Origin of the sequence: Shimia sp. Alg240-R146, from assembly GCF_947331465.1 — a bacterium.
Taxonomy (GTDB): domain Bacteria; phylum Pseudomonadota; class Alphaproteobacteria; order Rhodobacterales; family Rhodobacteraceae; genus Shimia.
Window position 1 is genome coordinate 1,361,181 of record NZ_CAMZOK010000001.1, and the last position, 25,787, is coordinate 1,386,967.

The following is a 25,787-nucleotide window of genomic DNA, read 5'->3' on the forward strand; positions in this document are numbered from 1 at the left end:
GGGAAGCCAATGTCGGAAATCGAACGCGAAGCCATGGAATATGATGTTGTCATCGTCGGTGCGGGTCCTGCGGGCCTGTCAGCCGCGATCCGACTGAAGCAGTTGGATGCCGACCTTGATGTTGTGGTTCTGGAAAAGGGCTCCGAAGTGGGCGCGCACATCTTGTCTGGTGCCGTGCTTGACCCTTGTGGTCTGGACGCTCTGATCCCTGATTGGAAAGAAAAAGGGGCACCGCTGAACACACCGGTCACAGAAGACCACTTCTATATGTTGGGTGAAGCGGGCGAGATCCGCATCCCGAACTTCCCGATGCCGCCGCTGATGAACAACCATGGCAACTACATCGTGTCGATGGGCAATGTCTGTCGCTGGATGGCTGAGCAGGCAGAAGAGCTGGGCGTGGAAATTTTCCCCGGCATGGCGTGTTCCGAGCTGGTTTATGGCGAAAACGGCGAAGTCAAAGGCGTCGTGGCCGGTGTCTTTGGTCTGGAAGAAGATGGCACCTATGGCCCCAACACCGAGCCCGGCATGGAGCTTCACGGCAAGTATGTCTTCCTGTCCGAAGGCGTGCGTGGCTCGCTCTCCAAAGAGGTGATCGAGAAATTCGACCTGCAGGCCGGAAAAGAGCCGCAAAAGTACGGCGTTGGCATGAAGGAAATCTGGGAGATCGACCCAGCCAAGCACAAAGAGGGTTCTGTTACCCACACAATGGGCTGGCCTTTGAACTCCAACGCGGGCGGGGGGTCGTTTGTCTACCATCTTGAAAACAATCAGGTCTACGTCGGCTTTGTGGTTCACCTGAACTACAAAAACCCGCACATGTTCCCATACATGGAATTCCAGCGCTTCAAGCATCACCCGATGATTGCCGAACTGCTGGAAGGCGGCAAGCGTGTGGCCTATGGCGCGCGTGCGATCACCGAAGGCGGCTATCAGTCGATGCCGAAACTGGTGGCTCCTGGCGTGGCGCTGCTTGGCTGTTCTGCGGGTATGGTCAACGTGCCGCGCATCAAGGGCAACCACAACGCGATGCTGTCCGGTAAAGCGGCAGCGGAAGCAGCCTTTGACGCGATCAAGGCCGAGCGGTCCGGTGATGAGCTGAGCATCTACGAACTGGACGTGCGCGATGGCGCGATTGGCAAAGACCTCAAGAAGGTGCGCAACGTTAAACCGATGTGGTCCAAGTGGGGCCTGATGCCGTCGCTGGTTCTGGGTGGCTTTGACATGTGGTTCCAGACGATCTTTGGCGGGTTTTCGCTGTTTGGCACGCTGGGGCATGGCAAAAACGATGCGGAAGCAACCGAAGAAGCGTCCAAGCACAAGCCGATTGATTATCCCAAGCCCGACGGCAAGTTGAGCTTTGATCGATTGACCAACGTCAGCTTCTCGATGACCAATCATGAGGAAAGCCAACCTTGTCACTTGAAGCTGGCTGATCCTGCGGTGCCGACTGCGGTCAACCTGCCCAAATATGCAGAGCCCGCGCAGCGCTATTGCCCGGCTGGCGTGTATGAAATTGTTGAAGAAGAGGGCAGCGATCCGCGGTTTGTGGTGAACTTCCAGAACTGCGTGCACTGCAAGACTTGTGACATCAAAGATCCGAGCCAGAACATCACATGGACCACGCCACAAGGTGGTGACGGGCCGAATTACCCGAACATGTGACGGGTTTGTCGTTGGAAAGCGACATTCCGGCAGTGGCTGAGGAACATGGTTTTCGACGGCATGAAAATAAAAAGAGCTCCGAGCAGGGAAACCCGCTCGGAGCTTTTGTTTGGGTGAGGGGATGGACTGGACTTTTGCAATGCGTTGGTTTGCAAGCCCTGCCGGCAGGCCTGCAACGCGAGAGCGGCACACACAATGTTCACTTCTTGGACAACAAACCGCTCATTGCCCTTTTGGACCATTGCTAGTCTGTTGGGCGCGGACTACCTTTCGTTGGTGATTTGAACAGGGAGTTGCCCGTGGCCCATCGATTTTTCCGCTCCGTTGCCGTTTCGGCGTTGCTGGCGGCGTTTGCCGTGCCGGTAAGTGCCGAGGGAGGGGCAGGGTCTTACCTTGCAGCCCGACAGGCAAGTTATGGCAGCGATTATGCGAGTTCCGCGCGCTATTATTCTGAGGCGTTGACCAAAGATCCGTCCAACCCTGCCTTGCTGGAGAACACCGTTCTGGCGTTTTTGGCGCTGGGTCAGATGGACCGTGCGATGCCAGTGGCGCGCAAGCTGGACGGAGACGGGTTCAAAAGCCAGATCGCCGAAATGGTGATCACATCCGGCATGGTGCAGGACGGCCAGTATTCTGAACTTTTGACACGTATGGAAACGCGTGGCGTTGGGCCATTGGTGGACGGGCTTATGAAAGCTTGGGCGCATATCGGGCGCGGATCTATGTCCGAGGCGGTCGCAGCTTTTGATTCCGTGGCAACCGAACCGATGCTTGGGGGCTTTTCAGCCTATCACAAAGCTTTGGCGATGGCCTCGGTTGGCGATTTCGAAGGCGCGCAGTTGATCTTTGACAACAGTGCGGAAAACGGCCTTCAACACACGCGCCGCGGCGTGATGGCCGAGGTCGAAGTGCTGAGCCAGCTTGAGCGCAACGAAGATGCTTTGGCGTTGCTTGAGGACGTGTTCGGCGGTGATCTGGATCCGGAACTGCGCCAAATGCAGGCGGATTTGCGGGATGGAAAACAGCTGGCGTTCACCCATATTCGCGGGGCGCAGGATGGCATTGCCGAAGTGTATTACACAATTGGCAGCGCGCTTCAGGCTGAGGCCAACGCAGATTACACACTGCTGTACACCCGGATCTCCGAATTCCTGCGGTCAGATCACATCGAGGCCCTCCTTTTGAGCGCCGAGCTGTTGGAACAGCTGGGGCAGTTCGAACTGGCGTCTCAGGCTTATCGTCGTGTTCCGGCAGAGCATCCATCGTTCCACGCAGCCGAAATGGGTCGTGCCGAGGCGTTGCGCGAATCGGGAAAAGTTGACGCCGCAATTGAAGTTCTGGAGCAACTGGCGCGAAGCCAGGGGACGTTGCCCTATGTGCATTCCGCGCTGGGGGACTTACACCGGCAAGAGCGGGAGTTTGAACGCGCTGTGGCCGCTTATGACACAGCGATTGAGATTTTTGACACCTTGGAACAACAACAGTGGTTCCTGTTTTACGCCCGCGGCATTTCCCACGAACGGCTGGAGAATTGGGAGAAGTCAGAAGCGGATTTCCGGACTGCGCTTGAACTCAACCCCGAGCAGCCGCAGGTTTTGAACTACCTTGGGTACTCGCTGGTGGAAAAGCAGATCAAGCTCGACGAAGCGTTGGACATGATTGAGCGCGCTGTCGCGGCGCGGCCTGACAGCGGCTACATCGTCGACAGCCTCGGCTGGGTTCTTTTCCGTTTGGGGCGGTATGACGAAGCGGTTATTCAAATGGAACGTGCGGCGGAATTGATGCCGGTTGATCCGGTAGTGAATGACCATTTGGGCGACAGTTTTTGGGCTGTGGGACGCAAACTTGAAGCGCAGTTTCAATGGCGGCGCGCATTGAGCTTTGTGGATGAGGAAACAGCGGAAGAAGCCAAGCCAGACCGTATTCGACGCAAGCTTGAAGTTGGGCTGGATCAAGTTCTGGAGGAAGAAGGCGCCGCGCCTCTGAATGTGGACAATGGCTCAGAAGAAGGTTGAGGCCTTTGCGCCGGCCAAGATTAATCTGACATTACATGTGACAGGGCAACGGGCGGATGGGTATCATCTGCTCGATTCTCTGGTGATGTTTGCGGATGTAGGCGACAAGATTACGGTCGAAGCGGCGGATGAAACGACTGTCTCTGTGATCGGACCGATGGCTGCGGGTGTTCCGACAGATCAGCGCAACCTCGTGTTTCAAGCCGCAGAGCTACTTGGGGTGAACGCGAAGATCACGCTTGAGAAGCATCTGCCTGCTGCAGCTGGGATCGGCGGCGGTTCATCAGACGCCGCTGCCGCGCTGAGAGCCTTGACCACGCTATACAACATTCCAAATCCCTCGGTGGAAGAGATATTGAGGCTCGGTGCGGATGTGCCGGTCTGTCTTGAACCGGATTTGACCCGAATGTCAGGGATCGGAGAGAAGATCACCCGGTTGGGAACCGGGGCCGATTGGCCAATGATTTTGGTAAATCCGCGTGTGGATGTGCCAACCCCCAAGGTATTCAAAGCACTTCCGAACAAAAGTAATTCCCCAATGCCAGAGGGGTTCCCTGATTGGTTTGAAGACGATTTGGCGGTGTCTTGGCTTGCGGCGCGACGCAATGATCTGGAAGCGCCAGCAATCGCGATCGAGCCTGTGATTGGCACATGCCTGGAGGAGCTTGGCCTGAGCCAGGGGTGTTTGCTGGCACGAATGTCCGGCTCGGGTGCGACGTGCTTTGGCATCTACAAAACTGATGCACTCCGCGATCAGGCATTGGCACAGTTGCGCCGCGATTTCCCGAAATGGTGGATTGTTCCAACCGAAGACTGCGTCGTGAAGTTTCGTTAGGCCATAAGCGCGATCAGTTCAGGCGTGCCACCACGTAGTCGGCAATGTCGCTTAGCAAATCGCGGATTTCGTGAGCCGGCAACGAGGAAATCGCTGATTTGGCTCTTTCAGCCCAGACCAAAGCATCGTCCCGTGTTGCTGAAAGCGTGCCGTACTTCGCCATCAGGGCCAACGCATGGTCCAAGTCACCGTCGTCCTGACGTCCTTTTTCGATGGTGCGCACCCAAAAGTCTCGTTCTTCGCTGGTGGCCTGCGCCACAGCTTTGATCACCGGTAAAGTCAATTTGCGCTCGCGGAAATCGTCGCCGACATTTTTTCCGGTTTGGTTGCTATCCCCTTGGTAATCCAGCAAGTCATCCGCAATCTGAAACGCGATACCAAGTGCGTCGCCATAGTCAAAAAGCGCCTGTATATCGGCGGCGTTGGCTTCTGCGATCACGCCGCCAACTTCGGTTGCAGCTGAAAACAGCGCTGCGGTTTTGCCGCGCACAACTTGAAGATATACGCTTTCGTCAGTACGCAGATCGGTGGCGGCGGTCAGTTGAAGAACCTCGCCTTCGGCAATCGTTGCAGACGCGTTGGAAAGGATGCGCAGCACGTCAATGTTGTTGGTTTCCGTCATCAGCTGAAAGCTGCGTGAAAACAAATAGTCGCCAACCAACACCGAACTTTTGTTGTCCCACAACAAGTTGGCAGTGGGGCGCCCGCGACGCTTGTCGCTTTCATCGACAACATCGTCATGCAGAAGCGTCGCTGTGTGAATGAACTCAACCGTGGCGGCAAGGTGCACATGGTAAGGACCGTCGTAGCCACAAAGCCGCGCTGCCGCGAGTGTCAGCATGGGCCGCAAACGCTTACCGCCGGCGCCAACAAGATGCGCGGTCACCTCAGGAATGCGCGGCGCGTGCTCGGAGGCCATGCGAGTCTCGATCAGCTCGTTCACGGCGTCCATATCATCCGCCAACAGCCCGGCTAGGGCTTCGTGAGGTTTGCTTGCAGCGGTGTCCAGACTCATACGCACTATTCCCGGCTCAACTTCTTGTGGCTAGGGTCGACAAACCGTCATCCCTGCACTTACATCCCCAATATGAATGAACTTCTGCGCAGCAACGACCCGACGATCATCGCTTTTGCCTCCGCTCTTCTCCGAGGAGAGGGTATAGACTGCTTTGAAATGGACGTAAATATGAGCGTGCTGGAAGGCAGCATTGGCATTTTGCCGCGCCGCCTGATGGTGCGCACAGCGGATTTGCCAGAGGCCGAAATTGTGATGACCGACAACGGGATTGCCTTGGGGCGGGGCCTGTGACGGACGCTGTCACAGAAAATGCATTCCTTGGCGGGCAATTGTCCCTTGTCCAGCCGAAAAAGGGCTATCGCGCAGGCGTGGATCCTGTGTTGCTTGCGGCTTCGGTGCCCGCAAAATCCGGTCAATCTGTGTTGGAACTCGGATGTGGTATTGGCGCGGCGTCGTTCTGTTTGGCCGCACGGGTGCCGGGGCTGCAGCTCGCGGCCATCGAAATTCAGCCCCGATACGCCGAATTGGCGCGTGAGAATGCGGCCCGCAACGGCATTGAGATCGACATTTTTGACGGCGATCTGCTGGCTTTGCCGGAGCCATTGCGTCAAATTCAATTTGACCATGTGATTGCCAATCCCCCGTATTTTGATCGAGAGGCCAGCACAGCGGCTGTTGACTTGGGTCGAGAGGTGGCAATGGGCGAAGCGACGCCGCTGGCCGATTGGGTCACAACCGCCGCCCGCCGCCTTCGGCAGGGGGGCTATGCCAGCTTTATTCATCGAACCGAGCGTTTGCCGGATCTTCTGTCAGCGATGTCCGGGCTGTTGGGGTCTGTGCAAGTGGCGCCTTTGCAGGCCCGCGAGGGTCGGGCGTCCGGGTTGGTTCTAGTGCGGGGTCGCAAAGGCGGGCGCGCGGATTTTAGGCTGCACGCACCGATTTTGATGCATCTCGGAGCGCGGCACGAGGCGGATGGTGAAAGCTATACACCGCAGATTCGCGCTGTTTTGCGAGACGGTGCGCCGTTGCCGTTCGAAACCTCCGCCAAAACCATCTGAAAATGTCAGTTTGGCTGCACAATAAGCCAGCGGTCATGACACGCGCAGGAATTTTAAAACGATTCCAGAGAGGTGTAGGTTTTGTAGCATTGAAACAGAATTACGACAGATCGCGCGGAGGGCGGCAATAAAGTGCCGTTGTTGCAAAAGCGGCGAAAGTCGCGCGTGACAGGCTGAGAAATCTGTGCTGCAATCAACAGACGGTTTTTTGTTTGATAGGAGAGACACCATGAGCGTAAGCGCGCACCTGGAAGAGCTGAAACGCAAGCACGAAACGCTTTCTGAGCAAGTCGAAGCAGAGCAGCGTTCGCCTGGGTCCAGTGATCATGAGATCGCTGAAATGAAAAAGCAAAAGCTGAAACTCAAAGAAGAGATCAACCGACTTTCTGCCTAAAACGATCTGCCGCGCTCGGAGTTAGCCATCAGATTTCAAGCTGGCGAGCGCGGCACATACCGCTCCGGCGGTGATAAGAAGCGCAGCCACCGCGAGTTTCCAACTTGGCGCGGCAATACCGGCAGCCACCAACGCAAGCGTCGACAGTAGGGGCGCCGAATAAGACGCGGTCCCCAAGAGCTGAATGTCACCGCGTTTCACGCCGATATCCCACACATAGAATGCCAGCCCGACGGGGCCGAGCCCAAGGGCTACTGTCGAAGTCCAGCCCAGCATTCCGGCGGGCCAAACAGTGTCTTCGAGGGCAAAATGGAGTCCTGCAGACAAGACGGCTGAGGCCAGGCAAAAGACGATGACCGAAGCAGTTGGCACGTCGCCGAAGCGGCGTGATCCAACAGAGTATGTCGACCACATCAGCGCGCAAGCTGCGGCCAACATGTAACCCTTGGCGTGCGCAGGATCGAAACCCGAACTGCCGCCGAGGATGATCAGGGCGGCACCTGACAGCCCCAGGCAGGCGCCGATAAGGTGGCCTCCGCGTAGGCGTTCGCCGGGCAATAGTCCGGAAAACAAAACGATCAAAAGCGGCCAGAGATAGGCAATTAGTCCAGCCTCGGCAGCAGGGGCATTGCGCAGGGCGCTGAAGTACAGCGCGTGGTAGCCGAAAAGACCGATGGTTCCGAATACATAGACATGCCAAGGCACGCGGCGCAGCGCAGACAAATTCCCAGTGATCAGGCCCCAAATGACGCCAAGCCCACCGCCAATGGCAAAGCAGAGCGCATTCAAAAGCAGCGGCGGTGTTGGCGCGCTGCCTACGGTAAACAGGGCCAAAAGCGCCCAAAGAAGGATGGCGATAAAGCCCACATATGTGGCGCGGGAACGTGTCATGCGGGGGGGATGTCCTCGATAGGCGTCAGCGTCAGAGCTTCGGTGATATGCGCGGTTTTTTCAATTTCTTCCAGTATCCAATTTCTAAAAGCGGCAATGTGGGGACGATCTTGTGTGCCGATTTGGCACAAAAACCGGAACCGTGCCTGTAATGTGATCGCTTGCTTGAAGGGCGCGACAAGGCGGCCTTCGTGGATGTCTTTAACCACCAAGGCGCGGCGCCCAAGCGCGACGCCGGCACCCGCGAGGGCGGCGTCGATAGAGTGGTCGGCACCCGTGAAGCGAGGACCGTGGGATGTGTCCAACTCAATCCCCATCAAAAGGGCCCAAGCCGACCAATCGGCGCGCGGGCTTAGGAAGCTTATGGAATCGTCATGGATCAGGGTCGCATTGGCGAGCGACTGGGGCGTGGTGAAGGATTTTGCAAGTTCGGGGGTCATTACCGGTACAACCCACTCCCGCGCCAACGGATAGGTCCATAGTCCGGCGGCGTCTTTTTCAAGACCAAAACGGATGGCCACATCGACCTCATCTCTGGCAAAATCCACGTTGCGGAGGGATGCGGAGAAACGCAGGTCAATTTCCGGGTGCGCGCGGGCAAATTCGAAGAACCTCGGGGCAAGCCATTTTGCCGTAAAACCTGGTCCCGCAGTGACCATAAGTGTGGCGTCATCCAAAAGACGTTGGACCGTGCGCCAAGCCGCATTCAGGGACTGAAAACCGTCTTGCACGCCCGGTGCCAAAGCTGAGCCTGCCTCAGTCAAGGAAACTGCCCGATTGAGTCGATGAAACAGAGGTGCCCCCAAATGCTCTTCGAGGGACTTGATTTGGTACGAAAGCGCCGCCGGGGTGACGAACAGTTCCTCTGCTGCCTTGGCAAAAGACATATGACGTGCAGCAGCCTCAAAGGCGCGCAGGGCGGTGAGTGGTGGGAGGCGGTCTGACATGCAATCAGTTAAATACAGCTTAACTGAAGATGTCAAAACTCTCGTTTGTACCTTTGCTTGTTGGGCGACATATTGATTGCAGTTAAGAAACGCTGGAATCATCCAGACCACACAGAGCCCAAGGAGGCGCATCATGATCGAAACAGCCGCAAACGCCCGCATCGCCAAAGCCATGCAAGACGCCCACGCCGAGCGCAGCCGCGCATTTGTCGGCATGTTCAAGTGGTTGTTTGGAAAATCCGAAACACCGCTGGCCGATTTCGGTCTTACGGTGCCGTCCCGCTGAGCAAGTTTGCACTTACGGGACCACGAAAAAGGGCCGGTCATAAGACCGGCCCTTGTTGTATTGATTTGGCTCAGACTTCAGACGAAGAACTGGCCGCCGTTTGCTGAAATGGTCGAACCGTTGATAAAGCCTGCGTCGTCGGAGGCGAGGAATGTCACGCAGCGCGCGATTTCTTCGGGTTCACCCAGACGGCCGGTCGGGATCTGACCGATGATGGACTCGCGTACTTTCTCCGGCACCGCCATGACCATTTCGGTAGCGATATAGCCGGGGCAAATGGCGTTGGCAGTGATGCCCGCGCGCGCGCCTTCTTGGGCCAGAGATTTCACGATGCCCAGATCGCCGGCTTTGGTTGCCGCGTAGTTTGTTTGGGCAAACTGACCCTTTTGACCATTGATCGAGGAAATCACGATGATACGGCCGAACTTGCGCTCACGCATGCCGGGCCAGATCGGGTGAACTGTGTTGAATACACCGGTCAGATTGGTGTCGATGACTTCGTGCCATTGCTCGGGCGTCATTTTGTGGAATGGAGCATCGCGGGTGATGCCGGCGTTGGCAACAACAACGTCAATCGGGCCAAGGTCGGCTTCGACTTGTGCTAGGCCGGCTTTGGAGGCCTCATAATCAGCGACGTTCCATTTATAGGTTTTGATACCGGTGGCTTCGGTAAAGGCCGCAGCCTTTTCGTCGTTGCCGGCATAGGTTGCAGCAACGTCATAGCCTTCGGCTTTGAGTGCTTTGGAAATGGCTTCACCGATACCGCGGCTGCCGCCGGTGACAAGTGCTACTCTGGCCATGTGTGTTCCTCCAATAAGTCCAGTGGTCTGGTAATTCTGTTACGATCTATAAACATGTTACGCAACATAATTGCGTGATGAATTGCCGCACTGCAGATATTTTTTTGCTGCTTGTGCGAAAAAACCTCCCAAAACAACAAAGGGGCACCAAGATGGGCGCCCCTTTGCAGAATTAAATGCCGGGCGCCGAGTTAGGGACGCTCAAGGCACATGGCCACACCCATGCCGCCGCCAATGCAAAGCGTTGCGAGACCTTTTTTGGCATCGCGGCGCTGCATTTCAAACAGCAGAGTGTTCAGGATGCGTGCGCCGGATGCGCCGATCGGGTGACCGATGGCAATCGCGCCGCCGTTCACATTCACAACCGCCGGATCCCAGCCCATGTCCTTGTTCACGGCACAAGCCTGTGCGGCGAAAGCTTCGTTGGCCTCGACGAGATCGAGATCCTCGGCCTTCCAGCCGGCCTTCTCAAGTGCCTTGCGGGACGCATAGATCGGGCCTACGCCCATAATCGATGGATCCAGTCCAGCGGTGGCGTAAGACGCGATGCGAGCAAGCGGCTCGATGCCACGCTTTTCAGCGTCGTCTGCGGACATCAGGAGCGCACCAGCGGCACCGTCATTCAGACCGGAGGCATTGGCTGCGGTGACTGAGCCGTCTTTGGCAAAGGCCGGGCGCAGTTTCTGCATCGCTTCCATTGTGGCGCCGTGACGGATGTATTCGTCTTTGTCCACGATGATGTCGCCCTTGCGGGTTTTGACGGTGAAAGGGATCACTTCGTCGTCGAATTTCCCGGCCTTTTGAGCAGCTTCGGCTTTGTTTTGCGAAGCAACGGCAAATTCGTCCTGCTGTTCGCGGCTGATCTGCCATTTCTCGGCGACGTTCTCGGCGGTTTGGCCCATATGGTAACCGTTAAACGCATCCCAAAGACCGTCACGAATCATCGAATCGATGTATTTGACGTCACCCATTTTGGTGCCGGCACGCAGGTGCGCGACGTGGGGCGAAAGCGACATGTTCTCTTGGCCACCGGCGGCAACGATGTTGGCATCACCCAGTTGAATGTGCTGTGCCGCGAGAGCCACTGCGCGCAAACCGGATCCGCACACCTGGTTGATGCCCCATGCGGCACTTTCCTGGGGAAGGCCTGCATTGATGTGGGCCTGACGGGCCGGGTTCTGACCCTGACCGGCGCTGAGCACCTGACCGAGGATGGTTTCCGAGACATCGGATTTATCGACACCCGCGCGGGCCACAAGGGCTTCAAGCACTGCGGTTCCCAGATCATGGGCCGGGGTGTTGGCGAAAGAACCGCTGAAGCTGCCCACGGCGGTGCGGGCTGCGGACGCGATCACAACATTGGTCATATGGTAGTCCTCCACTTAGTGATGGCGCAGCATTGGCAAAATGCTCGGATCCATCAAGGTGCCAAAACACCTTTCCGCAACGTCAATAGCGCATTTGCCGCACTGCGGCAATGGACAGCTTGTCTCAGCCAGTAGGTGTGGAAGATGGGGGTCAGGCGACGTTGGTTTTTCTGCCCGATTTCAGCCAGGGTGGCGAAATGGTGGGCGCGCCAAACGCGAAACCTTGCAAGCAGTCAAACCCAAGTTCGTGCATTGTTACGGCATCCGTCGGGCTTTCGATACGGCTACCAACCGATATCATGTCAAAGCGTTGCGCGATTGCTGCCACGGCACCAGCAAGAACCTGATTGGCGGCATCATTGGCGATGTTGCGGCTGAAGGTGCCGTCGAGTTTTACGATATCAAAGTCGAAATCGCGGAATACACGCAGAGAGGACAAGCCTGCGCCGAAGTCATCAAGGCCAAATGAAATCCCCTTGAGTTGCAGGTCCTCCATGAAGCCGCGCACGATTTCAGGCACTTGCACCACAGATTTTTCAGAGATTTCGAGGATTAATCGTTCCGGGACCGTGCCCATTTGCGACAGGCCAGTTTGCAGCGTTTGCATCCACGGCGCGTAGCCAATAGAGCGTGCGGACATGTTGATCGACAGGCGCAGGTTGGGTTGAGACGCGAGGGTTTGCAGACCGAGTTCCAGCGCAAGGCAGTCCAACTGTCGACCCAGTTCGTTGTCTTCCACCGCGCCCATGAAATCCTTGGCGGGAATGATGCGGCCGGTTTCATCCAGCACTCGCAAGAGGCCTTCAAAATAGGCCGCATGGTTGGTGCGGCCTGATTGAACAACGGGTTGGAACGCAAGCATGACCTGTTTGTGACGGATCGCGTCGCGCACCATGTCTAATGTGGACGAATCACGCTTGTCGACCGCATAGGCCAGCGGGTTGCGCTGCTCACGGGTCATTTTAGCTTTGCGGTTTTTCTTTTTGGGGCGATCCATTACGAATCCTGCGCTGAACCAAAGGTTCTGAGCAAGATACAGGTTTAGTGGTGAAATCTTCTTTAACACTCAGCCGCATGATTTCCGGCAAACGCGGTTAGACGCTCAGGAAAATAAGGGCGTGGTTACCGATGTTGCTGCGGCGCCCGACGCTCTTCCCGGACTGGGATCAAGACGGCGCGCTCATCAAGTTGCGGGCCAGCAAAAAGGGAAACGACCTTTGCTTCCAGCTCCGACACAGCGTTTTGAACGCGGTTCATCACCTTGCGGATCATCTGTGTGGTAGCGGACATAGCGGCGCCTCCTGTCTTGGGTTTGCGAAATGAATGTATGTCTTGCCTCAGAGATGTCAAGAAAGCGCCATGGTTTATCAATCCAACTGTCGAAGATGAGGTTCTCAAGAAAAGCCTGCGGAGCCTTTATCTTCGGGATGTCGCTGCAGATGGGCCTGTTTGAGTTCTTCCGATGATTTTCGGCTGCCGTCATGGCTCCAGCCGGGAGGGGCCAAGGCATACATAAGACGTTCTCGCAGTGTGAGGCCCCGCTGGGTCATGTCACGGTAAATACCAACCCACTCGTGAAACGCGATGCGCAGTGGATTGAACGTACCGAGATTGTGAACGAGGCCGTAGTCGACCTTGTCGTCATCCTGTTCCGGCACAAAAGTGCCAAACATTTTGTCCCAGATGATGAGCACTCCGGCATAGTTGCAATCCAAATACCGTGCATTGCGCCCATGGTGCGCCCGATGATGGCTGGGGGTGTTCATCACAGCTTCTACCCAACGCGGAAACTTGTTGATGGCTTCGGTGTGAATCCAAAACTGATAGATAAGGTTAAGGCCACCGCAAAACAGCACCATCGCGGGATGAAACCCCACCAAAATCAACGGCGCGCGCACAACCATCATAAATGTAAAAGTGCCGGTCCATGTTTGGCGCAGGGCTGTCGTAAGGTTGTAGTGCTGCGAACTGTGATGATTGACGTGGCTTGCCCACACCCAGCGGATGCGGTGGCCAAACCGGTGCACCCAGTAGTACCGAAGGTCGTCCAAAACAAAGCAAATCAGCACGACCCACCAGCTAGACCCCAAATCCAAAGGTGTGATTTCCCACAGCACCATGAAGAAGCCCCAGGCAATGAACCCGAGCAGGATGCCTGAGGCCACATTGCCCGCGCCCATGATCAGAGAGGTTACCGCATCACGGGTTTCATAACGCCCGCCGCGGCCCTTGACTGCGATCCAAACAAGCTCAATCAGAATTGCGATGATGAAAAACGGCACTGCAAGTTGCACCACATCGGGATAGGTCAATTGATCGGTCATTGGGCCTCCAGAGCTTTCAGCCAGATGTCTCGGTCGGAATCATTCAAACGGACGTTGAGTGCGGAGGATCCGAAATCCGGAAAGTCGAACCGCAAACCGGTTTTGGTTTCCAGGGGGCGCGTGCCCTCGAGAATTCTGGCCACGGTGTCGTCGCCGAAGCTCCAGACAATGCCGGAGCCGCCGTCAAAAGTAATCAGAGACGCGCGGGAATCAGATGATAAATGAACGTTTGTCGCCGGTCGCTCTGGCACCTCCCGCTCCCAAGCCGCCACGGCGTCTTGACCCTCCGAGAACCGATAAGGCCCGGTTAACCCCATGAAATGCAAAATCGCCGCGATCCCGGCGATTCCGCCGACAACCAGCACAAGCAACACCTGCAAAGACATGCTGTGCGTCCTCCTCCGTTGAAATTGAAGCCTCGGAACCCGACTTTTGTCAAAGGTGGCGTGGGGTCACCCGGAGCGGTGCACCACGCGACAGATCTGTTTTGATGGGTCGGCAACGGTGGTTCGCAAATGCTGTGGTGTCTTGCGCAGAAGCTTGCGCGCTGCTTTCTCGCAGCGTCTCAGGGCTTCTTCTGCGGCTGAGTCGCGGTCGTGTTCCGCCCAGCTGAAGCCGGATGCGCCGTTGTCGCTTTGGGCAAAAGCACCATAGCGTTCCGGATCTTGAAGACGTTGATATTCGCGAAAGTCTTTGTTGCCTTGGCGAGACAATGTGAGCCCGGGCTTGGTTGGGTCATATTTTTTAGGCAGCATGCGCGCATACAGCACGCAACCAAAAGGGTTGCGCGAACTCGCTTGGCAGACGGACCTAGCGTAGTCCTCGGCCACGGCGATCGAGCTGGCGTTGTAGTAATACCCAGCGGTGTTTTCCGAAGGGTTGGCGAAAAAGGCACCGTAGAACTCTGCCTTGCGCTTGAACTGTTTGAACTCGGACTTGGCCGAACCGCGCAGTTTGAAGTCAGCGATTTCTTGTAAGCGGCTTTTCTTTTTCTGCACGTTGATGCCTTGAGCTTGGGCCGCACCAAAAACCGAACTCAAAACAAAAATGGCGAGGGTCAAAACAAGGGTGATACGAAGGGGCGGCAGCCGGCGATTTTTCATGACGTCAAGGTGCCCGCCTTCAGGCAATTAGTGCGTGTTCATCTCAAATAGCGCAGAAACGATAGCACGGGCATTTTCGCTAGACCAGTCCGCATCCCCTTGAAGTCGCGCAATTTCTTGTCCGCTGGCATCGATAATCAATGTGGCAGGCAGGCCGAATACGGCCATGTCCCGCGCCAGAGTTTGTTTCGGGTCGCGATGCAGAGGAAGATTGTCCACACCGATGTCGGCGAAAAACTTCTTCATCGCGGGAACCATGTTGCGACCCGTGGCAATTGTCACGACCTCAAAATCGTCGCTGCCCAGTTGCGTTTGCAGCTCTGACAACATCGGCATTTCGTGGCGACAGGGCGCACACCAAGTGGCCCAGAAATTCAGCAGCACGATCTTGCCGCGGTACGCCTCAAGTGTCATCTCTTCGCCGTCTTCAGAGGTGAAGCTTTTGGATGAAACTGGTTTGGGTTCGGAATGGACGTTGAGCTTGCGCATGTCACCTTCGCGCATCTCAATGATCGATGTCATATCCCGTACGTCATCTGCTTGTGCGGCTGGAACTGCGACAAAGGCGCCTGCTGCAATTGCGAATGCCGCGAACGCCGTATAAACCCGCACTGACAAGTGTTTCATGAACCCGATAACTTTCATTTTCCCTCCGAAGGGCAGACGATGACCAAAGATACCTCGAACCAGATGTGGGGCGGCCGCTTTGCCGCAGGACCGGACGCGATCATGGAGGCGATCAACGCCTCGATCGGGTACGACCAACGTATGGCAGCACAGGATATTGCCGGCTCGCGGGCCCATGCGGCAATGCTTGCCAAGACGGGCATCCTGACTGATAGCGACGCCGAAGCCATTCGGGAAGGGCTGCTCACGGTCTTGTCAGAGATTGAAGGCGGCACATTTGAATTTTCAGCCGCGCTGGAAGACATTCACATGAATGTCGAAGCCCGCCTGAAAGAAGTTATTGGCGAGCCAGCGGGTCGTCTGCACACAGGACGCAGTCGAAACGATCAGGTTGCCACGGATTTCAAACTTTGGGTGCGGGACCAAATCGACGCCGCCATTCAAGGCATCGCGGCGTTGATACGTGCCTTCGTTGCGCAGGCCGAGGCCGGTGCGGATTGGGTGATGCCCGGGTTCACGCATTTGCAGACCGCTCAGCCGGTCACGTGGGGCCATCACATGATGGCCTATGTGGAAATGCTTGGGCGCGATTTGACACGGTTTCAGGATGCGCGCGCCCGTATGAATGAATCACCTTTGGGCGCAGCCGCTTTGGCCGGAACGTCCTTTGGCATTGATCGTCAGATGACGGCAGAAGCGCTTGGGTTTGACCGTCCGGCAGCAAATTCCTTGGACGCGGTGGCCGATCGGGATTTTGCGTTGGAATTCTTGGCAGCCAGCAGCATCTGCGCCATGCATCTGAGCCGCTTTGCAGAAGAGCTGGTTATCTGGTCCTCAGCGCAATTCCGGTTTGTGACGCTATCTGATCGCTTCTCGACCGGGTCGTCGATCATGCCGCAAAAGAAAAACCCGGATGCAGCCGAACTGATCCGCGCCAAGATCGGGCGGATTTTCGGGGCCAACACCGCGCTTTTGATGGTCATGAAGGGCCTGCCGCTGGCGTATTCCAAAGACATGCAGGAAGACAAAGAGCAGGTCTTTGATGCCGCAGACAATCTCATGCTGGCGCTGGCTGCGATGGAAGGCATGGTGAAAGACATGACCGCCAACCGTGAAAGCCTAGAGGCCGCGGCTGGTAGCGGGTTTTCCACGGCGACAGATTTGGCGGACTGGTTGGTGCGGGCGCTGAACATGCCGTTCCGCGATGCACACCATGTAACGGGCTCGCTTGTGGCGATGGCGGAATCTCGCGGATGCGATTTGCCGGACCTGACGCTGGACGATATGAAATCCGTGCATGAGGCCATCACCGCAGACGTGTTTGACGTGCTGGGTGTGCACAATTCGGTGGCTTCACGTTTGTCTTATGGCGGAACAGCACCCACACGGGTGCGCGAACAGATTGCGCGCTGGAAAGAAGCTTTGTGATGAAATTGATTGCAGCTATCGCCCTTGGTGCGATGACGCTTTCGGCGTGTGGCGCCCCTTCGGGATACCCGAGGCCGCAACAACACGTCCCACAGAAAACCCAATCCGGTATTACGATTTCCGGCACCGCTGAGATCGGGGTGACCAGCGGCAATGTTCCGTACCGGGATCGCGGGCCGTCTGGGACGAACACGGAGCTTTGTCACCGAACCGGATATAGCGTACACTGCCGGCCTTAACGGGAGAGTGGTGTGCTGCGAATCATTGGACTGATTTCTGTATTTGGACTGGCCGGTTGCGGTATTGACGGAGAGCCGTGGACGCCAACCATGTCCGGCACAATCGGGGTGGGCAGCGACGGCGTGCATACCTCTGGCAGCATCGGTGTCAGCAATGGCCCGGTCACGATCTCCGTGGGCGGCGGCTGTTACCGCTATGGATGCCGCTAATCACAGAGTGGTTTTTGGTTGAACCAACCCGCGATCTCAGGCGTAGTCTCTGACATTGATCTAGCCACCACCGGAGACCGCCAATGTCCCCCTTAAGATTTGTTTTTCTCGGTCTCGCCCTTTGGGGCGCCATCCACCCGATGGCCTATTTTGCACCGTGGATTGCGGAAAACGGGTTTGACCTTCAGGCGATGGTGGCCCTGTGGAAAGCAAATGATGCCGTCACGGGTATCTATTGGGATCTGGTGATTTCTGCGATCACACTGAATGTCTGGATACTTGCCGAGGTGGCGGTTCGGCGAAACTGGTCGGCGCTTTTGGCCATTCCAGCCATATGGTTAATCGGGGTGAGTTGCGGCTTGCCACTTTATCTGTTCTTGCGGGCCAAACCTGTGCGGTGATCCCTGTTTTGCGCCATTGAATGGCGTTGGGTGCGGCGCTATGACAGGGCCTGACGCAAGACAAGACCGGCAGGAGGCGCCGCATGGATCATTTTCTCTATCGTGACGGCGAGCTTTTTGCCGAGGACGTTCCTGTAAGCGAGATCGCGGCGCAGGTTGGAACGCCTTTTTATTGCTATTCTACAGCAACACTTGAGCGACATTTTCGTTTGTTTGACGAAGCTCTGGACGGTATGGAACATCTGGTTTGTTTTGCCATGAAAGCCGCGAGCAATCAGGCCATTCTGAAAACGCTGGCCGCCGTAGGGGCTGGCATGGATGTGGTGTCTGGCGGTGAATACGCGCGGGCGAAAGCGGCGGGTGTACCTGGTGATAAGATCGTATTCTCCGGTGTCGGCAAAACCGAAGAGGAAATCGCCGATGCGCTGATAGGCGGAATTCGTCAATTCAACGTTGAAAGCGAGCCCGAAATGGCCGCGATCAGCTCGGTTGCAACGCGGTTGGGCAAAACGGCTCCGATTGCGATCCGCGTGAATCCTGATGTGGATGCCAAAACCCACGCCAAAATCGCGACCGGCAAGTCGGAGAACAAATTCGGCATTCCGATCAGTCGCGCTCGTGAGGTTTATGCCTTGGCCGCAAGCCTGCCCGGGCTGGATGTGGTGGGCATCGATGTGCACATTGGCAGCCAATTGACCCAACTGGAGCCGTTTGAGAAGGCCTATGGCAAAGTTGCGGAATTGACCGAAACCTTGTGCGCAGATGGGCACAACATTCGCCGTTTGGACTTGGGCGGCGGGCTGGGTATTCCCTATGAGCGTTCCAATACGGCGCCACCTTTGCCGGTGGAATATGGGGCTATGGTTCAAAAAACGCTGGGCCATCTGGGCTGTGAGATCGAGATCGAGCCCGGCCGGTTGATCGCTGGCAACGCCGGTATCATGGTGAGCAAAGTCATCTATGTGAAATCCGGCGAAGACCGGGAGTTTTTGATCATCGACGGCGCGATGAACGATCTAATTCGCCCTGCCATGTATGAAGCGCATCATGACATTGTTCCGGTGATCGAAGCCGCTCCGGGTCAAGAGCCTGCGCGCTACGATATCGTTGGTCCGGTGTGTGAAAGTGGCGATACATTTGCCAAAGGCCGTGATTTGGCCAAGCTCGAAGCTGGCGATCTGGTCGCATTTCGTAGCGCAGGTGCTTATGGCGCGGTGATGTCGAGTGAATACAATTCACGGCCACTCATTCCCGAGGTCTTGGTGAAAGGGGATCAATTTGCGGTTATCCGTGAACGCCCCACCTATGAAGAGATGATAAACCGCGATAGCATCCCCACATGGCTTTGAGGCATCCGCCTCAAGGGCCACATCGTGGTCCTTTAAACTTGCCCTGTGAATGGAAGCACCGTGAGCAATCGGTCGACCAGTGAAACAGCTCTCAAACGCTTAGGCCTTGTGCTTGGGCTGACACGACTCGGCCTATTGGCCGAGACTTTGACGCGCGCGTTTTGGCCTGTCTGGACAGTGCTTTTCGTGGCGGCTGCTGCTGTGATGATGGGCGCACTGGAAGTGCTGCCGCTTGAGGCGAGTTGGGCGTTGGCGCTGTTGGTCGTACTGGCGAGCGGTTGGTTCCTAGCCCGAGGTCTTTCCAAGGTTCAGCTTCCTTCTCGCGAAGATGCCATCGCACGCCTTGATTCGACCCTTCCGGGCCGACCAATTCAGGCGTTGCGAGACGCGCCGGCAATTGGCGACGGCGACGCGGGGTCTCAGGCTTTGTGGCGGGCCCATCAGACGCGGATGGCGGAACGCACGGCAGATGCACATGCGGTTGCGCCGGATTTGAAGTTGGCCCGACTTGATCCGTTTGGTTTGCGCTATACCGCGACTTTGCTTCTGTTGATCGGATTGCTGTTTGGCTCCTTCACCCGCGTGGGCAACATCGCAGATATTGCGAGCGGCGGCGGCACGGCCCTTGCTGCAGGCCCGACTTGGGAGGGCTGGATCGAGCCGCCTTCTTATACCGGAAAACCCGCCCTTTATCTGAACGACCAGCCCGAAGGCGCGCTTGTGATCCCGGAAGGCAGTCGCATTCTGTTGCGTCTTTATGGCGAGGTGGGGGCAATAACCGTGGCGGAGACGGTGTCTGGCCGCACGGGCGAAGTGCCAAGTGCCGCGGAGCCAGAGCAAAGTTTTGAGGTCACACAGGATGGTGGTCTTGAGATAGCGGGTCCGGGCGGGGCCAAGTGGGACGTGGCGTTGTTGCTTGATACCCCCCCCGAGATTGCCATCTCCGGGCAGGCCGACACCTCAGCACGTGGAGAAATGACGCTCGGGTTCGAGGCATTTGATGACTACCAAGTTATTGGCGGGCAGGCGCGAATAACGCTGGATCTTGCCAGTGTTGAACGCCGCTTTGGGCTGACGCCGTCACCGGATGCGCGCGACCCGATTTCCGTGCCGTTGCCGCTGCCCATCGCCGGGGACAGATCCTCTTTTGAAGAAATCCTGATCGAGGACTTTTCCAAGCATGTCTGGGCGCATTTACCAGTCACGATAACCCTGAGTGCGGAAGACGCTGCTGGCCAATCGGGTCAGTCGATTGAATTGCCCATCACGTTGCCTGCGCGCCGCTTTTTTGATCCTTTGGCATCGGCTGTGATTGAGCTGCGACGTGACCTTTTGTGGTCCAAAGACAATGCCGTACGAGTGTCGCAATTGATGCGCGCCATCAGCCATCGACCCGTGGATGGCATATTCAAACGCGAAACGGATTACCTGCGTTTGCGGACGATTTTGCGCCGGCTTGAAGCGTACAGGGCATACGGCCTGAGCAGTGAGAAACAAGAAGAACTGGCTGAGGCGCTTTGGGAACTGGCGCTGAATCTGGAAGATGGCGACCTCGGCAATGCACTGGAAAGGTTGCAGCAAGCGCAAGAGCGATTGGCTGAGGCGATGAAAAACGGCGCCAGCGATGCCGAGATCGAACGCCTGATGCAAGAACTGCGTGAAGCCACCAATGACTACATGCGCGAATTGGCGCGGCGCAATCAGCAGGAAGGCGAGCAGTCCGGAGACCAGCAGCAAGCCGAAAACTCGATGCAGATGAATCAGGATGACCTGCAACGCATGATGGACCGTATCCAGGAGCTGATGGAGCAAGGCCGCATGGCTGAGGCCCAACAGGCGCTGGAGGAGTTGCAACGCATGTTGGAAAACATGCAGGTGACACAAGGGCAGGGTCAGGGCAACGAGGGTGACCAGACCATGCAGGGGCTCGCTGACACGTTGCGCGATCAGCAGGGGTTGTCAGATGAGGCGTTCCGCGACTTACAGGAGCAATTCAACCCCAACGCTCAAGCCGGACAATCCGGCGAGAACCAAGGTCTTAGCGGCGGCGAGGGGCGAGGTACCGCTCATGACGGCACCGGAGGCTCCGGAGACGGCGAAGGGGAGAGCGGCTCTGAGCAAGGGCAGGGCGAAGCTGGAGAGCAGGGCGAGGAAACCGGCGACGGCGGCGACATGGGGCTCGGCGACCGCCAGCAGGCACTGCGTCAGGAACTTGACCGCCAGATGCGCAATTTGCCGGGGCAGGGCTCACCCGAGGGAGACGCCGCACGCGAGTCCTTGGGGCGGGCAGGTGAGGCAATGGACGGGGCCGAGGACGCCTTGCGGCAGGACGATCTGGCCACGGCGATTGATCGACAAGCGGAAGCTATGGAAGCCCTAAGGGAAGGCATGCGTGAGTTGGGAGAGGCCATGGCGCAGGACCAGCAGGAAGGGTCTCAAGGCAATGCCCAGACGCAAGGTGCAAACCGCGATCCTTTGGGTCGGTCTCAGGGCAACCAAGGCGCTGCGGGCACCGATGACGGGCTGTTGCAGGGCGAAGACGTTTACCGGCAGGCGCGCCGTTTGTTGGACGAAATCCGCCGCCGTGCGGGCGAAGCCGACCGGCCAGATGTTGAACGCAATTATCTGGAACGGTTGCTGGACCGCTTCTGAGCCGGCCATTTGAAGGCAGGATTTCTTCGCAAACGTTAGCCTTCTGGCGTTCCGCCTGCGATCTCGTTCAGCCACAAAAACAATCCGGTTACCTTGGTGTCCAGCCAAACGCGTGTATTGTTTGCGCTGTCGACAAACCCTTCGATTTGTGGCGCAAACTGCGGATAACTCGCCGCGAGTTTGTCGTGGCTGCTGTAGACGTAAACCGCAGCTGCAGCGAGCAATATCACCAGCACAAAGCCCAGCCGGAAACCGCGACCGCGGTCCGCCCCCGACGGGAGCGCAGAATCCGCCCCAGCGGGTTGCGCCATGTCACCGGAATGGCGAAGCGTGGAGTTGGTTTCTTCGATATCAGGCAATAAGTCCCGACGGCTGTCCCGTTGGGGGCTGATTTCCTCCGGCTCCGGAGCAGGCGCTTCGTCGGTCAATCCGCGCAACTTGCGCATCCGGTCTCGGGCCTCGGTCGCACGTTGTGTGACGTCCGGGCCAGGTGTGCCCAACCCGAGTTCGGTTTGCGTTTCCAGTGTTTCGCGCTCTTCGGCGGCGCGGACATTGGCTTCGTGTTCGGCTTCTTGCCGCAAAACGTCCGCCACCGACGGATCCAGACCGCGCCTTTGGGGGCTGTCTGGTTCGTCGTTGTCACTTTCAGATGGCGTATCATCCAAAGCCTCGTCGGCATCCTCATCGTCTGGAATTTCCGGTGACTCGTCGTGCTCATCGGTGCCGTCTGTCTGAGAGGCCTCGTCTGCTTCGGCGCCGTGCGACGCCGCCTCCTCAACTGGAGCGGACTCTGGAGGTGTGTCCTGCCAGTCGTCGTCTAGGTCCCAATCGTTGCCGTCAACGTCGGTGTACTCATCCGGGTCTTCATCAAAACTCACATCAGGGGGCTCAACCTCGTCAAAGGTTTCGGTTGCCTCTTCGGTGTCGCCTGCATCATCGGCGGACGCAGTTGTTTGCACCTCTTCAGGTGCGTCTTCCTCGGGCAGCAGCGCATCCGGATGCGCTTGAAACCAAGTGTCACCACAGTTTGAGCACTGCACGTCCCGCCCCTCGGCAGGAATAACGTCGTCAGGCACCTCATATTGAGCGCCGCAATTCGGGCATGTCAGCCGCATCGCAAGTCCCCGTTGCCCCATGTTTTATCTTTGTTCATTAACACTAATCTGTAACAAACCTCCGCGAAAGTGCAAAGCCTCTGGCGATGTGGATTGAAACCGCAGCGATGCTCAGGCACAACAGGCCCAGACAAAGGGGTCGCGTTTGATTGAATTAAACAATATTGCCTACAGCTATGGCGGCGGTGAACTTTTGAGTGATGTGTCGCTCAAAATTGCGCCGGGTTCATTTCATTTTCTAACGGGTCCGTCGGGCTCCGGGAAAACCACCTTTCTAAAGCTTTGTTACGGCGCTTTGGTCCCCACGTCGGGGCATGTGGAACTGTTTGGTCGCGATGTGCGCGAGATGAGCCGTGATGATCATGCGTTGACGCGGCGCCAGATCGGCGTTGTGCATCAGGACTGTCAGTTTTTGGATCATTTGCCAGTGCGCGAAAATGTGTCTTTGCCGCTTGTGGTCTCGGGCCGTGAAAACCTTGAGCACGTGTCAAACCTGAAAGAACTGCTCAGCTGGGTAGGGCTCGGCAATCGCGCTGGCGCCTTGCCGCCTGAACTCTCGGGAGGCGAACGCCAGCGGGCCGCTTTGGCCCGCGCCGTTATTATGTCGCCGGATGTGGTGTTGGCGGATGAGCCGACAGGCAACGTTGATTGGGACATGTCGCAGCGCCTGCTTCAGTTACTGGTGGAGCTGAACAAGATGGGCAAAACCATCCTGATCGCGACCCACGATATGAACTTGATCCGCGCGGCAAAGGGCCATGTGCAGGCACGGGTTCTGCGAATTTCCAATCGCAAGCTGCAATTGGCAGGAGCGGATCTGTGAGGTTTCTAAACGCGTTAAGCGCAGTGTTTGTGGGCGACGCGCAAGCGGACCGTGTGGTGCCTCCCACTGGATACACAGCGCGACTGACGTTGTTTGCGGCTGCCGCGATGGCGTTTCTGACAGTGTTTGCGCTGGCCCTATCGTTGGCGACCGGCCGCCTTGCGCAACGCTGGGGCAACGAATTGGCCCAAAGCTCTACGTTGCGTATTTCGGCACCATCCGAGCAACTGAACGCACAGACCGAGGCCGCTTTGACCGTGCTCGCAAGCACGCCCGGCGTGGCCAGTGCGCGCGCCTTGAGTTCAGATGAACAGCGCGCTTTGCTGTCGCCGTGGTTCGGACCTGATTTGCCAGTGGACAGCCTGCCTATTCCGCAGCTGATTGAAATCAAAGAGACCGAACAAGGCTACGACACCGTTGGATTGCGCCACCGCCTGCAGGCTGAAGTACCCGGTGCGGTGCTGGACGATCACACTCGGTGGCGGCGCCCACTAGAGAAGGCCGCTGGACGGTTGCGATTTCTGGGCTGGGTGTCGATTGGGCTGATTGGTGCGGCCACCGCTGCGATGATCACGTTGGCGGCCAACGCTGCTTTGTCGGCCAATGCGCAGGTGATTGCGGTTTTGCGTCTGATCGGGGCGCAGGACCGCTATATTGCGCAGGCTTTTGTGCGCCGCTTTACGCTGCGCAGCCTGACTGGCGCTGCGCTGGGCACAGCAATTGGGATGTTGGCGATATTTCTGTTGCCGGCGGCACAGGATGAGGCCGGATTTTTGACGGGTCTGGGGTTCGCCGGTGCAAGCTGGGCCTTGCCTTTGGTGATCCCGCCTCTGGCCGCGGTGGTGGCCTATTTGGCGACAGGGGCGGCGGCCCGACGAACTTTGGGAGAATTGGCCTGATGCGCACCGCTTTCCAGTGGATCATGTCTATTGTCTATGTGTTTCAGAACGCGGTGATGATGGTGGTCATGGGCATTTTGTTTTTTCCCTGGGCGCTGGTTTCCCCGAAAGGGGCGATGACTGCTTGTAAGACTTATGCGACCTGGGCGCTCTGGACGGCTCGCTGGCTTGTCGGCATCCGCACAGAAGTGCGCGGAACGGTCCCCTCAGGGGCCGTTCTGGTTCCCGCGAAGCATCAGTCATTCCTTGATATCTTGATGATTTACAACGCGATCCCGCAGCCGCGTTTTATCATGAAATATGAGCTGTTGTTTACGCCCATCATCGGCGTTTATGCGTGGCGACTTGGCTGTGTACCTGTGCGGCGCGGAAAACGAGGCGCGGCGATCAAGTCGATGTTGGCAGATGTGGAAAGCGGCCGTGTGGCGCCCGGGCAGCTGGTAATCTATCCGCAAGGCACGCGTGTGCCGGTGGGGGAGTTCCAGCCCTACAAAGTCGGGCCTTACGTACTTTATAAAGAAACCGGCCAGACTGCCGTGCCTGTTGCCACCAACGCGGGTATGTTCTGGCCTAAGGGGACAATGCTGCGTACCCCGGGCTTGGCGGTGGTGGAGTTTCTTGATCCGATCGAGCAGGGTGTTGGCCAGAAAGATTTCATGCATCAGTTGGAAGACGCCATTGAGACTGGGTCCAACAATTTGATGCGCGAGGCGGGGTTTAAGCCGGATGAAATGGGTTGAAGACATTGCAGAGCTTGAAGTGCTCTATGGAAAGCCCGGCATTGCATCGACTGCCAAGGTCGCAGACCAACTAACGCCGCTCTATCGGAAGTGGATCATGCGTTCTCAGTTTTGCGTGATGTCCACCGTTGGACCAAAGGGCACCGATGGAAGTCCGCGTGGTGACGATGGTCCGGTGGTGCGCGAACTGGATCCCAAGACGCTGGCCATGCCCGACTGGCGTGGCAACAACCGGATGGATTCGCTGCGCAACATCGTGGCGGACGGACGGATTTCACTGATGTTTGTGATTCCTGGTTCCAACACTGTGGTGCGCGTGAACGGCTTGGCGAAAGTCACCACGGATGCGGAGATCTGCGCAAGCTTTGAAGTCAAAGGGCGCCATCCTCGCTCGGTGATCGTGATCCGAATTGCAGAGATCTACACACAATGCGCCCGCGCAGTGATGCGCGCGTGCCTTTGGAGCGGCGAAGACCAAAGCGCCGGTCTGCCCACTGCGGGCGATATTCTGGCAGAGCAAACCGACGGGACTGAAGGTGGGGCAACATACGACGATGCGTGGGGCGCGCGGGCTGCAAAAACGATGTGGTAGCAGCCCGTT

28 protein-coding genes are annotated in these 25,787 nt (G+C 57.3%); 16 read left to right on the forward strand and 12 right to left on the reverse strand.

Annotated elements, in window-relative coordinates; all coding sequences use genetic code 11:
• The first annotated feature begins 9 nt into the window (after positions 1-9).
• The 3 genes from PG871_RS06575 (at position 10) to PG871_RS06585 (ending at position 4,515) form a co-directional block, all read left to right on the forward strand.
• Positions 10-1,665, forward strand: coding sequence for an electron transfer flavoprotein-ubiquinone oxidoreductase (locus PG871_RS06575; RefSeq protein WP_270727450.1), 1,656 nt, complete (start codon positions 10-12; stop codon positions 1,663-1,665).
• A gap of 299 nt (positions 1,666-1,964) precedes the next feature.
• Positions 1,965-3,680 (forward strand): tetratricopeptide repeat protein, encoded by a 1,716-nt coding sequence (locus PG871_RS06580; protein WP_270727453.1) that lies wholly within the window; start codon positions 1,965-1,967, stop codon positions 3,678-3,680.
• Positions 3,661-4,515, forward strand: coding sequence for a 4-(cytidine 5'-diphospho)-2-C-methyl-D-erythritol kinase (locus PG871_RS06585; protein WP_270727455.1), 855 nt, complete (start codon positions 3,661-3,663; stop codon positions 4,513-4,515). Before PG871_RS06580 ends, PG871_RS06585 begins: the two co-directional genes overlap by 20 nt.
• A 13-nt stretch (positions 4,516-4,528) precedes the next feature.
• Here PG871_RS06585 and PG871_RS06590 read toward each other — a convergent pair whose 3' ends face one another.
• Entirely contained in the window at positions 4,529-5,530 is a 1,002-nt protein-coding gene (locus PG871_RS06590; RefSeq protein WP_270727458.1) for a polyprenyl synthetase family protein, read from the reverse strand.
• Between the two features lie 72 nt (positions 5,531-5,602).
• Between PG871_RS06590 and PG871_RS06595 the strand changes: the two genes are divergently transcribed.
• The 3 genes from PG871_RS06595 (at position 5,603) to PG871_RS06605 (ending at position 6,985) form a co-directional block, all read left to right on the forward strand.
• Complete coding sequence (locus tag PG871_RS06595) at positions 5,603-5,824, forward strand: putative signal transducing protein (protein ID WP_270727461.1); 222 nt, start codon at positions 5,603-5,605, stop codon at positions 5,822-5,824.
• Positions 5,821-6,591 carry a tRNA1(Val) (adenine(37)-N6)-methyltransferase gene (locus PG871_RS06600; RefSeq protein ID WP_270727464.1) on the forward strand — a complete coding sequence of 257 codons (771 nt, stop codon included), beginning with the start codon at positions 5,821-5,823 and terminating at the stop codon, positions 6,589-6,591. Before PG871_RS06595 ends, PG871_RS06600 begins: the two co-directional genes overlap by 4 nt.
• A 229-nt stretch (positions 6,592-6,820) precedes the next feature.
• Positions 6,821-6,985: a YdcH family protein gene (locus PG871_RS06605; protein WP_270727465.1), complete on the forward strand. Its 165-nt coding sequence runs from the start codon at positions 6,821-6,823 to the stop codon at positions 6,983-6,985.
• A 21-nt stretch (positions 6,986-7,006) separates the two neighbouring features.
• Here the strand turns inward: PG871_RS06605 and yddG are convergent, their stop codons facing one another.
• Both yddG and gcvA read right to left on the reverse strand, forming a co-directional pair.
• Complete coding sequence (gene yddG / locus PG871_RS06610; protein ID WP_270727467.1) at positions 7,007-7,876, reverse strand: aromatic amino acid exporter YddG; 870 nt, start codon at positions 7,874-7,876, stop codon at positions 7,007-7,009.
• Entirely contained in the window at positions 7,873-8,823 is a 951-nt protein-coding gene (gcvA, locus tag PG871_RS06615) for a transcriptional regulator GcvA (RefSeq protein WP_270727470.1), read from the reverse strand. The genes yddG and gcvA overlap by 4 nt, the downstream gene beginning before the upstream one ends.
• A gap of 133 nt (positions 8,824-8,956) precedes the next feature.
• Here gcvA and PG871_RS06620 point away from each other — a divergent pair, with 133 nt between their 5' ends.
• The gene (locus PG871_RS06620; RefSeq protein WP_270727473.1) at positions 8,957-9,109 is read left to right on the forward strand and encodes a hypothetical protein; all 153 of its coding nucleotides are present in this window, start codon (positions 8,957-8,959) and stop codon (positions 9,107-9,109) included.
• A 77-nt stretch (positions 9,110-9,186) separates the two neighbouring features.
• Here PG871_RS06620 and phbB read toward each other — a convergent pair whose 3' ends face one another.
• The 8 genes from phbB to PG871_RS06660 form a co-directional block, all read right to left on the reverse strand.
• Positions 9,187-9,909, reverse strand: coding sequence for an acetoacetyl-CoA reductase (gene phbB / locus PG871_RS06625; RefSeq protein ID WP_270727476.1), 723 nt, complete (start codon positions 9,907-9,909; stop codon positions 9,187-9,189).
• Between the two features lie 191 nt (positions 9,910-10,100).
• A complete protein-coding gene (locus tag PG871_RS06630) occupies positions 10,101-11,276 on the reverse strand; it encodes an acetyl-CoA C-acetyltransferase (protein ID WP_270727478.1) in 1,176 nt (391 codons plus the stop codon).
• Between the two features lie 151 nt (positions 11,277-11,427).
• Positions 11,428-12,273: an EAL domain-containing protein gene (locus PG871_RS06635; protein WP_270727481.1), complete on the reverse strand. Its 846-nt coding sequence runs from the start codon at positions 12,271-12,273 to the stop codon at positions 11,428-11,430.
• A 125-nt stretch (positions 12,274-12,398) separates the two neighbouring features.
• Positions 12,399-12,566 carry a hypothetical protein gene (locus PG871_RS06640; protein WP_270727484.1) on the reverse strand — a complete coding sequence of 56 codons (168 nt, stop codon included), beginning with the start codon at positions 12,564-12,566 and terminating at the stop codon, positions 12,399-12,401.
• A 104-nt stretch (positions 12,567-12,670) separates the two neighbouring features.
• Entirely contained in the window at positions 12,671-13,600 is a 930-nt protein-coding gene (locus tag PG871_RS06645; protein ID WP_270727486.1) for a sterol desaturase family protein, read from the reverse strand.
• The gene (locus PG871_RS06650) at positions 13,597-13,986 is read right to left on the reverse strand and encodes a hypothetical protein (RefSeq protein WP_270727489.1); all 390 of its coding nucleotides are present in this window, start codon (positions 13,984-13,986) and stop codon (positions 13,597-13,599) included. Before PG871_RS06650 ends, PG871_RS06645 begins: the two co-directional genes overlap by 4 nt.
• Before the next feature lie 66 nt (positions 13,987-14,052).
• Positions 14,053-14,703: a hypothetical protein gene (locus tag PG871_RS06655; RefSeq protein ID WP_270727490.1), complete on the reverse strand. Its 651-nt coding sequence runs from the start codon at positions 14,701-14,703 to the stop codon at positions 14,053-14,055.
• 27 nt (positions 14,704-14,730) lie between these two features.
• Complete coding sequence (locus PG871_RS06660; RefSeq protein ID WP_270727494.1) at positions 14,731-15,330, reverse strand: TlpA family protein disulfide reductase; 600 nt, start codon at positions 15,328-15,330, stop codon at positions 14,731-14,733.
• A 39-nt stretch (positions 15,331-15,369) separates the two neighbouring features.
• On the opposite strand from PG871_RS06660, the gene argH reads away from it, so the two are divergent.
• The 5 genes from argH (at position 15,370) to PG871_RS06685 (ending at position 21,609) form a co-directional block, all read left to right on the forward strand.
• A complete protein-coding gene (gene argH / locus PG871_RS06665; protein WP_270727495.1) occupies positions 15,370-16,758 on the forward strand; it encodes an argininosuccinate lyase in 1,389 nt (462 codons plus the stop codon).
• Positions 16,759-17,009: 251 nt separating this feature from the next.
• Complete coding sequence (locus tag PG871_RS06670; protein ID WP_270727497.1) at positions 17,010-17,207, forward strand: hypothetical protein; 198 nt, start codon at positions 17,010-17,012, stop codon at positions 17,205-17,207.
• An 83-nt stretch (positions 17,208-17,290) separates the two neighbouring features.
• Positions 17,291-17,608, forward strand: a complete 318-nt coding sequence (locus PG871_RS06675; protein ID WP_270727499.1) for a DUF2834 domain-containing protein — start codon at positions 17,291-17,293, stop codon at positions 17,606-17,608.
• An 83-nt stretch (positions 17,609-17,691) separates the two neighbouring features.
• Entirely contained in the window at positions 17,692-18,957 is a 1,266-nt protein-coding gene (gene lysA, locus PG871_RS06680; protein ID WP_270727501.1) for a diaminopimelate decarboxylase, read from the forward strand.
• Positions 18,958-19,017: 60 nt separating this feature from the next.
• Complete coding sequence (locus PG871_RS06685; RefSeq protein WP_270727503.1) at positions 19,018-21,609, forward strand: TIGR02302 family protein; 2,592 nt, start codon at positions 19,018-19,020, stop codon at positions 21,607-21,609.
• Between the two features lie 35 nt (positions 21,610-21,644).
• On the opposite strand, the gene PG871_RS06690 is transcribed toward PG871_RS06685, so the two are convergent.
• Positions 21,645-22,745, reverse strand: a complete 1,101-nt coding sequence (locus PG871_RS06690; RefSeq protein ID WP_270727505.1) for a zinc-ribbon domain-containing protein — start codon at positions 22,743-22,745, stop codon at positions 21,645-21,647.
• A 124-nt stretch (positions 22,746-22,869) separates the two neighbouring features.
• Between PG871_RS06690 and PG871_RS06695 the strand changes: the two genes are divergently transcribed.
• The 4 genes from PG871_RS06695 to PG871_RS06710 are packed head-to-tail and all read left to right on the forward strand — an operon-like array spanning position 22,870 to position 25,778.
• Positions 22,870-23,547: a cell division ATP-binding protein FtsE gene (locus tag PG871_RS06695; protein ID WP_270727507.1), complete on the forward strand. Its 678-nt coding sequence runs from the start codon at positions 22,870-22,872 to the stop codon at positions 23,545-23,547.
• Positions 23,544-24,446 (forward strand): cell division protein FtsX, encoded by a 903-nt coding sequence (locus tag PG871_RS06700; RefSeq protein ID WP_270727509.1) that lies wholly within the window; start codon positions 23,544-23,546, stop codon positions 24,444-24,446. The genes PG871_RS06695 and PG871_RS06700 overlap by 4 nt, the downstream gene beginning before the upstream one ends.
• The gene (locus PG871_RS06705; protein ID WP_270727511.1) at positions 24,446-25,186 is read left to right on the forward strand and encodes a lysophospholipid acyltransferase family protein; all 741 of its coding nucleotides are present in this window, start codon (positions 24,446-24,448) and stop codon (positions 25,184-25,186) included. The genes PG871_RS06700 and PG871_RS06705 overlap by 1 nt, the downstream gene beginning before the upstream one ends.
• Positions 25,173-25,778 (forward strand): pyridoxamine 5'-phosphate oxidase family protein, encoded by a 606-nt coding sequence (locus PG871_RS06710; RefSeq protein ID WP_270727513.1) that lies wholly within the window; start codon positions 25,173-25,175, stop codon positions 25,776-25,778. Before PG871_RS06705 ends, PG871_RS06710 begins: the two co-directional genes overlap by 14 nt.
• Positions 25,779-25,787 lie beyond the last annotated feature (9 nt).

What these genes read in the sequence shown, in the direction of transcription:
- lysA (WP_270727501.1), top strand. Translation starts at nt 17,692, where the DNA reads ATGGATCATTTTCTCTATCGTGACGGCGAGCTTTTTGCCGAGGACGTT.
- PG871_RS06690 (WP_270727505.1), bottom strand. Translation starts at nt 22,745, where the DNA reads ATGGGGCAACGGGGACTTGCGATGCGGCTGACATGCCCGAATTGCGGC.
- PG871_RS06675 (WP_270727499.1), top strand. Translation starts at nt 17,291, where the DNA reads ATGTCCCCCTTAAGATTTGTTTTTCTCGGTCTCGCCCTTTGGGGCGCC.
- PG871_RS06595 (WP_270727461.1), top strand. Translation starts at nt 5,603, where the DNA reads ATGAATGAACTTCTGCGCAGCAACGACCCGACGATCATCGCTTTTGCC.
- yddG (WP_270727467.1), bottom strand. Translation starts at nt 7,876, where the DNA reads ATGACACGTTCCCGCGCCACATATGTGGGCTTTATCGCCATCCTTCTT.
- PG871_RS06705 (WP_270727511.1), top strand. Translation starts at nt 24,446, where the DNA reads ATGCGCACCGCTTTCCAGTGGATCATGTCTATTGTCTATGTGTTTCAG.
- PG871_RS06585 (WP_270727455.1), top strand. Translation starts at nt 3,661, where the DNA reads ATGGCTCAGAAGAAGGTTGAGGCCTTTGCGCCGGCCAAGATTAATCTG.
- gcvA (WP_270727470.1), bottom strand. Translation starts at nt 8,823, where the DNA reads ATGTCAGACCGCCTCCCACCACTCACCGCCCTGCGCGCCTTTGAGGCT.
- PG871_RS06605 (WP_270727465.1), top strand. Translation starts at nt 6,821, where the DNA reads ATGAGCGTAAGCGCGCACCTGGAAGAGCTGAAACGCAAGCACGAAACG.
- PG871_RS06575 (WP_270727450.1), top strand. Translation starts at nt 10, where the DNA reads ATGTCGGAAATCGAACGCGAAGCCATGGAATATGATGTTGTCATCGTC.
- PG871_RS06660 (WP_270727494.1), bottom strand. Translation starts at nt 15,330, where the DNA reads ATGAAACACTTGTCAGTGCGGGTTTATACGGCGTTCGCGGCATTCGCA.
- PG871_RS06650 (WP_270727489.1), bottom strand. Translation starts at nt 13,986, where the DNA reads ATGTCTTTGCAGGTGTTGCTTGTGCTGGTTGTCGGCGGAATCGCCGGG.
- PG871_RS06620 (WP_270727473.1), top strand. Translation starts at nt 8,957, where the DNA reads ATGATCGAAACAGCCGCAAACGCCCGCATCGCCAAAGCCATGCAAGAC.
- PG871_RS06645 (WP_270727486.1), bottom strand. Translation starts at nt 13,600, where the DNA reads ATGACCGATCAATTGACCTATCCCGATGTGGTGCAACTTGCAGTGCCG.
- PG871_RS06635 (WP_270727481.1), bottom strand. Translation starts at nt 12,273, where the DNA reads ATGGATCGCCCCAAAAAGAAAAACCGCAAAGCTAAAATGACCCGTGAG.
- PG871_RS06590 (WP_270727458.1), bottom strand. Translation starts at nt 5,530, where the DNA reads ATGAGTCTGGACACCGCTGCAAGCAAACCTCACGAAGCCCTAGCCGGG.
- PG871_RS06630 (WP_270727478.1), bottom strand. Translation starts at nt 11,276, where the DNA reads ATGACCAATGTTGTGATCGCGTCCGCAGCCCGCACCGCCGTGGGCAGC.
- PG871_RS06655 (WP_270727490.1), bottom strand. Translation starts at nt 14,703, where the DNA reads ATGAAAAATCGCCGGCTGCCGCCCCTTCGTATCACCCTTGTTTTGACC.
- argH (WP_270727495.1), top strand. Translation starts at nt 15,370, where the DNA reads ATGACCAAAGATACCTCGAACCAGATGTGGGGCGGCCGCTTTGCCGCA.
- PG871_RS06710 (WP_270727513.1), top strand. Translation starts at nt 25,173, where the DNA reads ATGAAATGGGTTGAAGACATTGCAGAGCTTGAAGTGCTCTATGGAAAG.
- PG871_RS06640 (WP_270727484.1), bottom strand. Translation starts at nt 12,566, where the DNA reads ATGTCCGCTACCACACAGATGATCCGCAAGGTGATGAACCGCGTTCAA.
- phbB (WP_270727476.1), bottom strand. Translation starts at nt 9,909, where the DNA reads ATGGCCAGAGTAGCACTTGTCACCGGCGGCAGCCGCGGTATCGGTGAA.